This window comes from Rhodohalobacter sp. 614A (assembly GCF_021462415.1).
In the GTDB taxonomy this organism is placed as follows: domain Bacteria; phylum Bacteroidota; class Rhodothermia; order Balneolales; family Balneolaceae; genus Rhodohalobacter.
Map to the genome: position 1 here is coordinate 368,944 of NZ_JAKEDS010000002.1, position 14,398 is coordinate 383,341.

Below are 14,398 nucleotides of genomic sequence, written 5' to 3' on the forward strand. Positions count from 1 at the left end.
TATTTAAGTCTGTATAGAACAATATATACGATTTCATCTCTCTAATTGATGTTTAAACATTCGAGCTATTTTAAAAGCTGTTTCCTGGCGTTATTTGTATTTCTTTTTTCGATACCACTTCTTGAGGTAGCATCTGCCCAGTCTATTTATCTTGAATGGGTAGATAATCCTCTCGAAACGATGGTCGTCAACTGGGTTGATAATTCGGGTGGGAATGCGACTGTAGAATATCGAACGGTTGGTTCTGCTGGATGGTCTACTTCAAGCGGATCAAACCGATCCATTCCGGGAAGTTCAATGAGAGTCTATACCGTTCACCTGAATGGGTTGACTCCTGGCCAGGCTTATGAATTTAGAGTCGGTGGGAATAGTGACATTCATAAATTCAGAACAGCTCCCAATTCGCTTGAAACCCCCATGAAATTTATTGTTGCCGGCGATATACTTGAAAATGGTGTAGGGTATGAGCAAGCTCTTGAGGACTTTGTGAAAGTAAGTATACATGCCGCTGCAGCTGATCCCTATTTTGCAGTTCTCGGTGGGGATTTGGCACACGCCAGGGGAGATGCAAATAATGTAAATCAGTGGATGGACTTTTTTAGGCTGTGGCATGACAATATGGTTACTGATGACGGATTTATGGTCCCGATTCTTGCAGCCGTGGGGAATAATGAAGTGCCTAACAGATATGGAGACGACCCCGAGGATGCAGTTTTTTACTATACATTTTTCCGGTACCCGCAAGATCAATGGGGATCAAAAATTTCTTATGGGAAACTGGATTTTAGAGAATACCTCAGCATTATCACTCTCGATTCCGATCATACCCAACGCATTCCCGGGATGCAAACCCAGTGGTTGCGGGGCACATTAAACAATCGGCAGGGCGTTCGACATGTTATTCCGATCTATCATGTGGCGGGATGGCCAACTTTTGCATCGCGGACGTTAATTGGGCCGCAGGAAGATCTGGTTAGAAACAACTGGCATAAAGTTTTTTGGGATAACAGGATTCGATTGGTTTTTGAGCATCACGATCATATATATAAAAGAACGTTTCCGATTGGCCAATGTGATGATGAAATCCGCAATGAGAAGGATTGTCAATATGGAAATAATGCACAAAATGGTGTGATTTATATGGGCGGCGGTGCATGGGGATCAGATAATGATCGTGCTGCTGAAAACAGATGGTATCATGAACAGGTAACAGATCAGATACACAACTTTGTAGTTGTAGAGATTGATGGAAGTGCTCAAACGGCCACGGCTATTGGCGAGAACGGACAAGTACTGGATGAGTTTACCGATTATGTTTTTTTGAGAGAACCGACTTCACTTCCTCCGGATGATATCACACCAACCTCATTTACAGCACGCTGGGAATTAGTTGAAGGTGCCACCAATTACCGGATTGATGTTTCAACCGATCCCGATTTTGACACCTTCTTCAGAAATAATAAAAATAAATCCCTGGGAGATACCAATGAATTTGAGCTTGAAGATCTTGATCCCGAAGAAACATATTATTACCAGGTTCGAGCAGAAAATGATTTAACGACAAGTGATAGTTCAGATGATATTGTTGTTCAGCTTATTATTATTGATCCGAACCTGTCATCGATGTCGGCCGAGAAAAATACAGCAGTTGGAGACAACAAGGAAAAAGTTGGTATCACTGTAAGCGTTCGCGATGAAGATGATCAACCTGTTGAGAATTTCCAGGTATCGCTATTTGCTGAAGAAGGAAATTTAAAAGCTGTAAATAAGTTTGTGAGAACCAATGCACAAGGATTGGCAGAGTTCCAGGTTTTTAACGACCGTGCACAAACCGTTACCTACGGAGCATCGGTTGGAAGTAAAGAGGTCACCCAAAAAGTGCAAGTTACATACTTGCCTGTTGCTCCTGTGGCACTGTCTGCGAGTGGAGTTCAGAATCGACAATTTAAGGCAAACTGGGAACTGGTTCCTGATACCGATTCGTATATTCTGGATGTGGCTACCGACAACAGCTTTTCTCAATTTGTAAGCGGATATGATTCCCGGAATGTAGGAAATGTAACATCACATACAGTGGAAGCGGTGAATCCGGGTACGGAGTATTTCTATCGTGTAAGAGCGGTAACCAACAGTTTAGTTGGTATCAATTCTCAGGCGATTAGTACCATTACTTTCCCGGATACGCCAGAAGCAACCGGGGCGTCTGATATAAGTGTAATCTCTTTTAAAGCGAACTGGAATGCTGCGGCCGGTGCAAAAAAATATCGGTTAGATGTTGCACGAGATCAGAATTTTGAACAGATCGTGCAGGGGTATGAGGATTTGGATGTTGGAAATGTTCAATCCTATGAAGTGGATGGACTGCTTCCCGGAAGAAATTACTACTACAGGGTTCAGGCGGAATCCGAACCCCGGCTCAGTAACAACTCCAATATTGTTAATGCTACAACCAATTTAATAGATACGGAAAGTTCAGAAATTACTTCTCAGCAGTTGCGGGTTTTGGCAAACGGGGAACAGGTCAACGAGATTATGATAATCGTCCGGGACGAAGAAGGTGCCTTGCAGAGTGGTGTTAAAGTCGAATTAAATTCGGAGAACGGCAGTTCTCAAATTGAGGAAATTCAACCTGTTACAAATGAAGAAGGTATGGCTGTTTTTGGAGTTAAAAACACAAAACCGGAAGAAGTTACATACTCTGTAACGGCTGCCACCGTAGATATGGGTGAGATCTCAGTTGAGTTCTTACCGGTTGAAGGCGAATTGAGTTTAGGCCATAATTTTCCAAATCCATTTCGGTTTAACTCTTCTATTCCTTTAACAATACCAAAATTAATGAGTGTCAAACTCCAGGTTTTCAATTCATTGGGAGCGCCTGTGCGTACACTGATTGACGAGGAAATAGAGACAGGATATTATGAAGTGCCTTTCAATGGAGCTGATTTGGCAGCGGGTGTATATTTCTACCGGTTGATTACTGAAGAGGGTACAAAAACAGGAAAAATGGTTCTTGTCAAATAGCCATGCTTCAATTAATTTTATGGGTTCAAAAGACTTTATAAAATTAATTTAGATATTATTACGGTACTCTTATCTCGAAGAGTTTAAAACTATTACACCTTTTTATCTTATAGAGGGTAAAACAAAGCTACTTTAATTATTGGGTACGTAAAAAGGAAGAATTATAAAATTCCACGAAAAATGTGAACGGGATTTTACGTTTGGATTGATTGCTGATCATTTGTTGAAAGAGCGATTGATCATTAAATAAGGAAGTACAACAATTTTCGAACAGAAGAGGTAATACTACAATCAAAGCGCTACGATTAGTTTCTATTTTTATTTTTGTGCTGAGTTTCTATTCCCCGGCACTTTTATACGGTCAAGAACCACTGACTGCTGAAGAGTTAGAGAGATTTCGCGAGATCAGAAGTTCACTGGTCCAACAAGGTTTTTTACAGAATCAGACAGATATATTTACTGCGGAAGCGAATGGTTCTGTATCCATTATCGAATACTCATCCTATACAGGCGATAATAAATCAGTAGGCACCGATGGCGCGAGAGGCGCGGATTTCAAACCCGATGGAACCCGATACTATATTCTTGGGCGAACTTCACAAAACGTTTTAGAGTACCATTTGTCCAATGATTGGGATATTGAAAGTGCCTCTTTTGTGAGAGAGTTGGATATCTCTCCGGAAATGGGTGACGGAGCCCAGAATGCAGTAGCCGCCAATGGATTTTTTATTCGGAAATCGGATGGAAAAAAAATGTGGGTGTTTAACCGCACAGAGATATGGGAATATACCTTATCTACAGCCTGGGATATTTCATCAGCCAACAACACCGGTTATAAAAACCTGAGTAGTACCGTTGTCAGGGGGCATGATATTGAGTTTCGGCCAGATGGAAAAAAACTATATGTGGATGACAGGATTCAGGAAGTAATATTCCAGTTTAATCTCTCTGAGTCCTGGGATGTTGAAACAGCCTCTCTCGATGAAGTACTGGATATTTCTGATGAACAGGAAGCGGTTAGGGGAATCTATTTCAATGAGCAGGGCGATCGGATGTTTTTGAATGATACGGACAGACAGGAGGTACTGGAATATGTTTTATCCGACGAATTTGATGTAAGTTCTGCTAATTATGTCGGGTCGTTTAGTACGGCCTCACAAATTCCAAATGCGGAAGGATTTACCATGAGTCCGGATATCCGCTGGTTCTATATGTCTTCAACAAGTGAAGAGATTATCTACCAGTATGAAGTGTCGCCTGTGGGAGGTAACGAATCAACTCTGGCAGCCGATAAGGAAAAAGTTATAGCAAATGGAAATGCCACAGCAAGGGTAACGGTAACGGCTCGTACTCCTGGGGGGGACCGACTGCCGGGAATTAAAATCAATCTTAATTCCAACAGTGGAAATTCTGATATCGATGAAGTGAACAGCTATACAAACTCTGATGGAGAAGCAAGGTTTGATGTAAGCAACTCGGGTGCCGAAACGGTTACATTTACAGCCAGTGGTTATGGAACGACTATCGATCAGCAAGTTTCTGTCCGGTTCGTCAATATCGACGGAGAAGAATCTTCGGTAGCATCAAACAGGGAGAAGGTAATTGCAAACGGATCAGCAAAAAGTGAAATAACCGTAACTGCCAGAGATGAAGATGGTGATCCGTTGGAAGACGTTCAGATCAACCTGAATTCAAACAGTGGAAATGTAGACATCAACGATAACAGCCAGAATACAAATTCGAATGGCGAGGCGGTGTTTGAGGTCAGTAATGATATGGCAGAGAATGTTACGTTTACAGCAAGTGGAATGGGCGTAACCATCGATCAACAGGTGTCTGTTCGTTTTGTGACGGTTGATCCCGAAGAATCATCCATTGCTTCCAGCGAGAACAGAATTCAGGCCAATGGTGCAGAATCGAGTATCATAACCGTAGTTGCCAGAGATGAAGACGGAGATGAACTTCAGGGGCTTGAAATCAGTCTGCAACAAAATGGAGGAAATTCAAATATTGAAGCCATTCAAAAGGTTACGGACGACGACGGTATTGCTGAATTCAAAGTAACCAACAAAGTAGCTGAAGTTGTGGAGTATGAGGCCAAAGGGTTGGGAGTTACCATTGGGAACGACGTTTCGGTAAACTTTATACCGATTGATGCGAATAAGTCTGAGATGTCTATTTCCACTCAAAAAATTCTTGCCAATGGAAGTGCAGAAGCTACAATCACTGTAACAGCACGAGATGAGGATGGTGATCCTTTCAGCAACGTGGATATAAACCTGAATCAAAATGGCGGAAATTCCACAATTACGAATGTTCGGAAAACAACAAACTCTGAAGGTGTTGCAATTTTTAGGGTTAAAAATGGTAATACTGGGGCAATAACGTATTCCGCAAGTGCACTTGGAGTAACAATTAGTGAAACGATAAACGCTCGATTTGTAACTGTAGATCCGGAAGAATCGCTCCTCACTGCTAATCCGGAAAATGTGCAGGCAAATGGGGAAGAGGAGAGCCAAATTACAGTAACTACCCGGGATGAAGACGGCGATGTTTTACACGGAGCACGGGTCTTAATTGAAGCACTGAATGGCAATTCTGTTATTGATAATTCCGAAAAGATAACCGAATCAAACGGGACGGCCGTTTTTACGGTAACAAACAATACTCCTCAAATTGTGAACTACAGGGTTACGGCAGAAGGAGTTGAATTTCCGGATGACGTTTCAGTAGGATTTATCCCAATTGCACCCGTTGGTTTAGCCGCTACGAATGTTCAGACAAGACAATTCAGGACAAATTGGGAAATGGTTGGTGGAGCTGCGACTTACCTGATTGATGTTGCTACAGACAGCTCTTTTAATAATTTAGTCGAACCTTACAGTGCTTATGATGCCGGCAATGTGACCTCTTTCACTGTTCAGGATGTAGCGCCTGGTACAACTTATTTATACCGGGTGCGTGCCGTAAGCGACGGATTGATTGGAGCAAATTCCCAACTTATTCAAACTACAACATTTCCGGAAACGCCGGAGGCCCTAGCAGCATCTAATAGGAATGCCCTGAAGTTTACCGCGAACTGGAATGAAGCCGAAGGAGCCAGGAAGTACAGGTTGGATGTGGCAATAGATGGATCATTTGAGAATAAACTTCCAGAATACAACAACCGTGATGTAGGCACTTCGACAAGTTTTGTGGTCGAGAACCTTATTCCGGGAGAAACTTACTTCTATCGTGTTCGTTCAGAAGCGGGACCGCGCACAAGTGGAAATTCCAGCCTTGTGGAAGCTTCAACGTTGACGATAAGCAGTGAGGAATCAGAAATTGCATCTTCGCAAATGCGGGTTTTGGCGAATGGAGATCAACCCAATCAAATCACGATTATAGTTCGCAGTGACGGTGGAATTTTATTGGAGGGTTTGAATGTCTCTTTACAACCTCATAATGGCAATTCAGAAGTGGAGGGTGTTCAGCCAGTTACAAATGATGAAGGAATAGCCACTTTTGATGTAACGAACACATCCGCCGAAGCTGTAGAATATTCCGTAGTTGTCGAAAGCATTGAGATTGGAACCATCAGGCTTGAATTTGTTCCAAATGATGGTGTTCTGAGGCTTGGAAATAATTATCCCAATCCGTTTTTGATTCGTTCAAAAATCCCGCTCACACTTCCGAACAAAATGCACGTTGAATTGCGTGTATTCAATTCCCTTGGAGCTCCTGTCCAGACTTTGCTGGATGAAGAGTTGGAAACAGGTTACTACGAAGTTCAGTTTAACGGTGCGGGACTTGCAGCCGGCGTCTATTTCTACAGGTTGATTACTGATGACGAGGTGAAAACCCGGAAGATGGTCCTTGTAAAGTAGAGCGGCAAGATATCTTCTTTGAAGAAGCTCATTTTGAAAGCGAAGCTGAAAAAAGCATCGATAAAGTGATTCTGTGGAGATAGAGGATTACTAGGGTTTGCGATACTTATCCAGATACTTCATTGAATCCTGAGCCACCAAACCCACACATGCAGGGATTTTTTCAAGCTCCAGAACTTTGGCTATTGCAAGCCGGTGAAATCCATTTCCACCAAAAATAACCTCACCGCCTGATCCGATATGGACCAAGATTCCTTCCGATTCTCTGAAATTGGAAGGATCCATTTCTTCTCTTGTTTTTAAACGTCCGTCTCTTTTCGTTTCCTCAAAAGCCTGGTCCAGCATTTCAAAACGGGCTTTAATTTTTTTTTGGGGCCAGTCGCCATATTTTTTTGTGTTGCTCATGTGTTCAATCACTCCCAGCTCTTCCCATGATTTTCCATCTTTCCAATGTCCGTAGCAGTATTGGATTCTGAACTCCCCAGAGATAGGTTTGATATCCTCAACCTTATTCCAATCCACAACAACGCCGCTGGCTTCACTTCGGTGCAGGCCACTCACCCTTTTCACCTCTTCGCGTTCAATCATTGACTCAATTTTTCGTGGATCCACCCATATTCGTTCATTGTACAGGGGAGCCGAAAGTCCGTATTTTAATTTATTTCTAACGTCCCGCAGGTAGATCTTTGATCGCTTACGAATTCTCCGAAATGAGCTCCTGATTTTTTTATAAACTTTTTTGAGAATTTGGACCATTATGCCGAGAAAGTATATAAGATTGATTCGCGATTTTACGAACAGTAATTCTTTTTTTAAATCAGTTTTTGAAAGTGTTGAACTATCAAATGTATGATTTATTAAGCAATTATTTCAAAAGGGAAAATGTCGTTTCACCAGTTATTCATAAAATATGATTCCGCTTAATCAGCCTTCTTTGCTCCCTCAATCTGAATCCGATAAGCATGTATCCCACATATTTCAAAATATGGAAGAATTTGTGCACGATAAAGAATGGCTACCCGGCTATCCTGGATTTTATGCATGTTCAGATGGATCGAGTATTGGCGCATCAATAATGCCTGTTAATTGAATATATTAGCTGAGGTGCGAAAACTTCCGTCTGAAAATTTAACGGTCCGTAGTTTGTATTTATGCAGAAGGGATCCAAAAGTAGAATTGTTAATTTTGACATAGTTGGATATTTTCACAAACACATTTTTGTGCCTCACTTGATCACTCCATAAAAATTTGTTTATAACTTGAGCATGACCAAAATCAGAGCTTTTGCTTTTTTATTTTTTTCGATTGTCATTCTAGTCTTATCCATAAATGTCTCATACGCCCAATTTGGAGGACTGGACTCAGTAGATCTTGGCACTTTACAGTCATCTGATATTTCAGACACTCAACTTCGTGCAGCAATTCTTCGTGCCGAACAAGAAGGAATAACTATTGATCAGGCTCTTCAGATGGCACAGGCTCGGGGGCTTTCACCTGCCGTAGCCAACCAGCTACGCACCCGGATTCAACAGTTACAAATGGATGAGAATTTTGAAGAATCGGGTACCGGAGACCTTCAACAGCAGGAAGATGAATTTTCAATTCCCCAAGAATTTATACGGCCAGAGCGTGTGGAAACGGAGGAGATGCGTAAAACATTTGGCTCACAAATTTTCCGATATCGTGAAACGGAATTTTCACCCACACTTAATGTGGCAACACCGGTTAATTATACGCTTGGAGCCGGAGATGAATTGGTGATAAACATTTGGGGCGACCAAACGGATACCTACAGGTTGATTGTAAATCCTGAAGGATCCATTTTTGTACAGGGTATTGGTCCTATCTTTGTAAATGGGTTGACCATTGAAGAGGCCAGTGATAAAATAATTGGAGAACTTGAGCGGATCTATTCCGGGCTTGGAGATGAAGGCCCTGATCAAACCACCTATGCAAGAGTTTCTATTGAGAGACTTCGAACCATTCAGGTCTCTATTATTGGGGAAGTTACAAATCCCGGAGATTATACTATTCAATCCAATTCAACTGTTTTTAATGCACTCTACAGAGGTGGAGGACCCGGAGAAGATGGATCCTACAGAACTATTCGTGTGATACGTGACAATGAGGTTATTGCCGAGATGGATCTTTACGATTTTCTTGTAGAAGGTCTTCAGACTGGGAATATTCGCCTTAGAGACAGAGATGTTATTCAGGTACCTCCATATAAGAATAGGGTAGAAGTTAAAGGAGAAGTGAAACGAAGCGACCTTTATTTTGAAGTCACCGATGGAGAAACACTTGAAGACCTGCTTAGATACGCCGGTAACTTTACAGACAGAGCATATACACGTCAAATACGCATTCATCGTAATACTTCTGCAGATCGGAAAATTGTAACCGTTAATCAGAATGAATATGATGATTTTCCCGTACAAAGTGGCGATTTGGTCTATATCGATGAGATTCTTAACCGATTTGAAAATCGTGTTGTTATCAATGGAGCGGTATGGAGAAGTGGGGAATTTGAGCTCAAGGATGGGATGACACTCCATGATTTGATTATGGAAGCCGAAGGTCTCCGTCCTGATGCGTTCATGTCGAGGGGGTTGATCAACCGGTTGAGAGATGATTACACATTAGAACAGATCTCATTTGATGTGTCTGAGGTACTTCAAAATCCGGATGTCTACGACATTCCATTGAAACGAGAAGACCAGGTATTGATTCGTAGCATTCATGCAATAAATGATGAACAATCTGTACAAATCAGTGGGGCCATCCGGCAGCCGGGAGAATATAACTTTCGTGATAGCATGACACTTGAAGATCTGATTTTAAAAGCCAATGGCTTTACTGATGCGGCCTCTGAGGCCCGAATTGAGATATCACGCAGAATTCTTGGTGAAGCCTTACCCGAACAGAGAGGACAGCAACTGGCTGAAATCTATACATTTGACGTATCTCGGAATTTGCAGCTCCGAGATCAGGACAGAATATTTCAACTCCAGCCTTTTGATGAGGTTTATATTCATCGCCGTCCCGACTATCAAACTCAGCAGAAAGTAACTATTGAAGGGGAAGTAATGTTTCCCGGAACTTACACGATACAAAACCGAGATGAACGAATATCTGATCTTGTAAAAAGAGCGGGTGGTTTAACAAGCGAAGCTTACCAACAGGGAGCCAGACTCATCAGAAGGCATACCGCTATTGACCGTCCGGAGATCGAGTTCGATTTCCTGGATTCTGAGGAAGTTGTTAATGAACAACAAACGGGGCTAACAGGTAGACAAGGTCAGGAAAACAATCAACAAGAAGAGAATCAGGAAAAAGCCGAAGATACAGAAATCCTTGAGACGAGAACTCAATTGAACAGGGATGATTTACGCTCTTCGCAAAATGATTCTTTAGAATCTGAAAATGGAGGAGATTCTACTGCCGATAGTAGAATCGGAATTGATCTTGCTACAATTTTGGAAAATCCTGGGTCAAGAGATGACCTTTTTCTACGGGATGGAGATGTACTTCGCATTCCCCAGGAACTGCAAACTGTAGCCATTAGTGGAGCTGTAATGCAGGATGTAGAAGTGCGATACAGGGAAGGTGCCAATATGGGTTATTACATTAGCCGTGCAGGAGGGTTTGCAGTAAATGCCCGGAAGAAAAGCGTATATATTGTATATGCAAACGGGGATGTTGACCGCAGAAAAAATTATATATTCGGACTCATAAAAAGTTCACCGCCTATCGAACCGGGAGCTCATATTATCATACCTGCAAAAGCAAACCGTGTACGAATGAATTTTGGTGAGGTGGTTTCCGTTTCAGCCGCAATTGTGGGAATGACAACTTCATTGATTATTGCCTTAGACCGATTAGCCAGATAGTTTTAAGAGGACAGAATTCCGAATGTGAATGTGCCTACTATACATATCTAATTCTTTAAGAAAATGAGTAACGAGAAAGACGATAATAAAAACTTGTATAATAACGACCCGGATACCAACTCACCCACACCCGAGATTCGCTATATTCCCATCGATATACAGGCGGTTGCGAATGATGATGAAATTGACCTCATCGATATTTTTAGAAAATTGTGGGAAGGCCGGAAGATGATCTTCCTGACTGTGGTTGTTTTTGCTGTTATCGGTTTAATAGTTGCCCTGACAGGGGTAAAAGAGTATACCTCAGAGGTTAGTCTAATGCCTGAAACGGGACAATCCATGTCTTTGGGCGCTTTGGGCAGCCTTGCTCAACAATTTGGCTTTTCTGCGGGTGGACGTCCAAGCGGCGATAACATTTCAGTTTATCTGTATCCGGCTGTTATTAATAGCAATGTTTTTATGGCGGAACTGATGCAATACGAGGTATCTGTTCCGGGTATGAATGAAGAAGTTACACTTGAAGAATATTTTAGAGAGTATCAAAACAGTTCGTTCATTAATAAACTTCTGAAATACACGATAATGCTCCCCTTTACAGTTAAAAACTGGATTTTTAAAAATGAAGATAGTGTAATGACCACATCAGGCAGAGCATTTACAGGCCAGGATAAGATGAAACGGCTTACGCATATGCCCAGGGGAGACTGGGAAATACTTCGCAATATAAACGGCCGAATCGGTACAAGTATTAATGAGGAAACCGGAGTGTTTACCGTCAGCGTCCAAATGCAGGATCCATATATTGCCGCTGATGTTGCTGACGAAATTGTTCAAAGGTTATCAGAATACATCACAGAAAACCGGACACAAAAAGCCAGACAAGAACTTGAGTTTATAGAAGAACGATTCCAGGAAGCCAAAATCAGTTTTGAAGAGGCACAGCAGCAGCTTGCAAAATTTAATGACCAAAACCGGGGGCAACTAACGGCTATGGCCCAAACGGAAGAGCAGTTGTTACAGAGCCAGTATAACTTAAATTTTAATCTCTACAACTCTATGGCACAGCGGCTTGAGGAAGCCCGTATAAGTGTTCAGGAAGATACACCCGTCATAAAGGTACTGGAACCGGCGGCGGTTCCCGACAGAAGAAGTGCCCCGCGGCGGACGTTTATTCTGGCCGTGTTTATAATTCTTGGGGGACTTTTGGGAACTGGTATTGTTTTGCTAAGACCTTACTACTGGTCGTTTCAAGAGAAATTAACTGGAGATTAAGTTCAAAGTATTGCTTGGAGAGTAAATGAATAATGAAGTTAAATGTATAGAGTTACCTAAAATTGGAGATCATCGCGGTAATCTCACCTATTTTGAGGATAACAATCAGATTCCTTTTAAAATTGAACGTGTATTCTGGACTTACGATGTGCCAGGTGGACAGATCCGTGGTGGACACGCTTACTACAAGCAAAATGAATTTATTATTGCACTTAGCGGCAGTTTTGATGTAGTCATTACGAAACAAGATAACACCAGGGAAGTTTATTCGATGAACCGGTCGTACTATGGCTTGTTTGTGCCTGCAAAGACATGGAGGCATCTGGAAAATTTTTCAACAAACAGTTTGTCTTTGCACGCTTCCGACAGCATCTTTGAAGAAGAGGACTACATTCGTGATTTTAACATCTATGCAAACCTTTAAAACAAGTACAGTTTTTGATTGTTCTGTTATAACGTTGCCGATCGTACACAATGAGGCCGGCAATATTACAGCTATTAACAATAACAGAACGATGATTCCTTTTGATATTAAACGGCTGTATTATCTTTATGATGTGCCTGGAGGCGAATCAAGAGGAGGACATGCTCACATAGAGTTACAGCAAATTATTATTGCGGCAAGTGGTAGTTTTGATCTTACCCTGGATGATGGTACCACAAAACAAACGTTTAGTCTATCCCGTCCTTACATGGGCGTATATATGCCCCAGGGACTGTGGCGGGAGTTGGATAACTTTTCATCCGGTGCAATTTGCCTTGTTTTAGCTTCCGGTGAATTTCTTGCTGATGACTATATCAGGGATTACAACCTATTTAAAGCCCGTAAAAAAATATGATACATCCAACAGCGGACGTACAATCTTCGAAGATTGGTGAAAATACACAGATTTGGCAATACACAGTGATTTTACCCAAAGCAAAGATTGGCAAAAACTGTAACATCAATTGTCATGTCTTTATTGAAAACGATGTGGTGATTGGTGACAATGTTACAGTGAAACCTGGAGTACAGATTTGGGACGGCCTGTGGATTGAAGATGATGTGTTTATTGGCCCGAATGTAACCTTTACAAATGACCTGACTCCCAGATCCAAAATGCCACCGGAAGAGTTTGCAAAAACTGTTGTACAAAAAGGGGCCAGTATCGGTGCAAATGCAACTATAATTGCAGGAATTACAATTGGGGAATACGCCTTGATTGGTGCCGGGGGTTTGATTACTAAGAGTATCCCGCCTTTTACTCTCTGGTATGGGAATCCTGCGAGACACCAAGGGTTTGTTACAAGGAAGGGGAAAATTCTCTCTATAAATTTAATGGATACTGACGGAAGACAGTATTTCTTAGAAAAACATGAACCTGTTTTAAAAGAAAGATAAATACAGAACTGTTCATAATGTTTGGAAAAACCATAAATAGGATCTTAAAACCTTTGGGATTTCAGATGTTAAGGTTAAATAAAGACATCACTGCAGAATTACATGATCCTGTTGGATACAATAGTAAAAAAGGGATGAATGATTTTTATTCTGATGAATCCAACATAGAGGCTTATATAAACGAAACAAGATTGAAATTTTATGAAAGCTTATCATCCTTGATAAGTATCAACAAGAATAATATAAACGAAATTGTTGATGTCGGTTGTGGAACAGGACATCTATTATTGAACGTAAACAAAATATATCCCGATGCGAATTATTTAGGACTTGAATATGCTGAAGAAGCTATTCAAAGAGCAAAGAAATATTTTCCTAAAGCTAATTACGAAGTGTTTGATATTTACGAGTCCTACGATAAAAAATTCGATGTTGTTTTCTGTACTGAAGTTCTTGAACACCTTCTATATCCCGAAAAAGCTTTTACCAACCTTCAAGCTATGTTGGATAGAAATGGAACTCTTATTATTACTGTACCGGAAGGAAGAAAAGATAGGTTTAGAGGACATATTAATTTCTGGAGTCCGGAGTCCTGGAAGGTGTTTATTGACAATAATCTAACGGAGTCATATTCGAGCGAATTTCAAGTTCTCGAAGTGAATAATCACTTTTATAATGTTGCTATTATTAAAAGTGGCTGATTTATTTAATTCAACTTTTGGTGATATAAAAAACCAATAATGATCTTCACGATTTTGTTGTTTTAAAATCTAACAACTGGAAAATATACACTTCGTAGTTTAATGACTGAAGATCTGTAAAGAAGTTTAGTAAGAGAGTTTTTTGGATTATAAAATTACCCGTTAATTAGAAAACAAATACTATAACTCTCTTTTGAAAACTGTCAACACCCTTTTTAAAAGTATAAAGATTCAAACTTAGAATTTTAAGTTTAGATAAGATTTCTA

Annotated in this window: 10 protein-coding genes; 8 read left to right on the forward strand and 2 right to left on the reverse strand. The window is 41.0% G+C overall.

The genetic code is table 11. The features are described 5' to 3' along the window. The first annotated feature begins 48 nt into the window (after window positions 1-48). Window positions 49-3,021 carry a fibronectin type III domain-containing protein gene (locus tag L0B18_RS10385; protein ID WP_234571702.1) on the forward strand — a complete coding sequence of 991 codons (2,973 nt, stop codon included), beginning with the start codon at window positions 49-51 and terminating at the stop codon, window positions 3,019-3,021. A 326-nt stretch (window positions 3,022-3,347) separates the two neighbouring features. After that, a complete protein-coding gene (locus L0B18_RS10390; RefSeq protein ID WP_234571703.1) occupies window positions 3,348-6,887 on the forward strand; it encodes an Ig-like domain-containing protein in 3,540 nt (1,179 codons plus the stop codon). Window positions 6,888-6,977: 90 nt separating this feature from the next. Here the strand turns inward: L0B18_RS10390 and L0B18_RS10395 are convergent, their stop codons facing one another. Both L0B18_RS10395 and L0B18_RS10400 read right to left on the reverse strand, forming a co-directional pair. Then, the gene (locus tag L0B18_RS10395) at window positions 6,978-7,475 is read right to left on the reverse strand and encodes a hypothetical protein (RefSeq protein ID WP_234571704.1); all 498 of its coding nucleotides are present in this window, start codon (window positions 7,473-7,475) and stop codon (window positions 6,978-6,980) included. A 332-nt stretch (window positions 7,476-7,807) separates the two neighbouring features. Further along, window positions 7,808-7,957 (reverse strand): hypothetical protein, encoded by a 150-nt coding sequence (locus L0B18_RS10400; protein WP_234571705.1) that lies wholly within the window; start codon window positions 7,955-7,957, stop codon window positions 7,808-7,810. Window positions 7,958-8,152: 195 nt separating this feature from the next. Between L0B18_RS10400 and L0B18_RS10405 the strand changes: the two genes are divergently transcribed. From L0B18_RS10405 to L0B18_RS10430, 6 genes are all read left to right on the forward strand, one after another. Then, window positions 8,153-10,777: an SLBB domain-containing protein gene (locus L0B18_RS10405; RefSeq protein ID WP_234571706.1), complete on the forward strand. Its 2,625-nt coding sequence runs from the start codon at window positions 8,153-8,155 to the stop codon at window positions 10,775-10,777. Window positions 10,778-10,840: 63 nt separating this feature from the next. Next, entirely contained in the window at window positions 10,841-12,049 is a 1,209-nt protein-coding gene (locus tag L0B18_RS10410; RefSeq protein ID WP_234571707.1) for a Wzz/FepE/Etk N-terminal domain-containing protein, read from the forward strand. Between the two features lie 25 nt (window positions 12,050-12,074). Next, window positions 12,075-12,473: a sugar 3,4-ketoisomerase gene (locus tag L0B18_RS10415; protein WP_234571708.1), complete on the forward strand. Its 399-nt coding sequence runs from the start codon at window positions 12,075-12,077 to the stop codon at window positions 12,471-12,473. Next, window positions 12,460-12,888 carry a sugar 3,4-ketoisomerase gene (locus L0B18_RS10420; protein WP_255695660.1) on the forward strand — a complete coding sequence of 143 codons (429 nt, stop codon included), beginning with the start codon at window positions 12,460-12,462 and terminating at the stop codon, window positions 12,886-12,888. The genes L0B18_RS10415 and L0B18_RS10420 overlap by 14 nt, the downstream gene beginning before the upstream one ends. After that, window positions 12,885-13,430, forward strand: a complete 546-nt coding sequence (locus L0B18_RS10425) for an acyltransferase (protein WP_234571710.1) — start codon at window positions 12,885-12,887, stop codon at window positions 13,428-13,430. Before L0B18_RS10420 ends, L0B18_RS10425 begins: the two co-directional genes overlap by 4 nt. Window positions 13,431-13,447: 17 nt before the next feature. Beyond that, window positions 13,448-14,131, forward strand: a complete 684-nt coding sequence (locus tag L0B18_RS10430) for a class I SAM-dependent methyltransferase (protein WP_234571711.1) — start codon at window positions 13,448-13,450, stop codon at window positions 14,129-14,131. Window positions 14,132-14,398: the final 267 nt, after the last annotated feature.

Bases quoted from the DNA above. Each gene is read 5' to 3' on its own strand.
- L0B18_RS10385 (WP_234571702.1), top strand. From the start codon at position 49: ATGTTTAAACATTCGAGCTATTTTAAAAGCTGTTTCCTGGCGTTATTT.
- L0B18_RS10395 (WP_234571704.1), bottom strand. From the start codon at position 7,475: ATGATTGAACGCGAAGAGGTGAAAAGGGTGAGTGGCCTGCACCGAAGT.
- L0B18_RS10400 (WP_234571705.1), bottom strand. From the start codon at position 7,957: ATGCGCCAATACTCGATCCATCTGAACATGCATAAAATCCAGGATAGC.
- L0B18_RS10405 (WP_234571706.1), top strand. From the start codon at position 8,153: ATGACCAAAATCAGAGCTTTTGCTTTTTTATTTTTTTCGATTGTCATT.
- L0B18_RS10410 (WP_234571707.1), top strand. From the start codon at position 10,841: ATGAGTAACGAGAAAGACGATAATAAAAACTTGTATAATAACGACCCG.
- L0B18_RS10415 (WP_234571708.1), top strand. From the start codon at position 12,075: ATGAATAATGAAGTTAAATGTATAGAGTTACCTAAAATTGGAGATCAT.
- L0B18_RS10420 (WP_255695660.1), top strand. From the start codon at position 12,460: ATGCAAACCTTTAAAACAAGTACAGTTTTTGATTGTTCTGTTATAACG.
- L0B18_RS10425 (WP_234571710.1), top strand. From the start codon at position 12,885: ATGATACATCCAACAGCGGACGTACAATCTTCGAAGATTGGTGAAAAT.
- L0B18_RS10430 (WP_234571711.1), top strand. From the start codon at position 13,448: ATGTTTGGAAAAACCATAAATAGGATCTTAAAACCTTTGGGATTTCAG.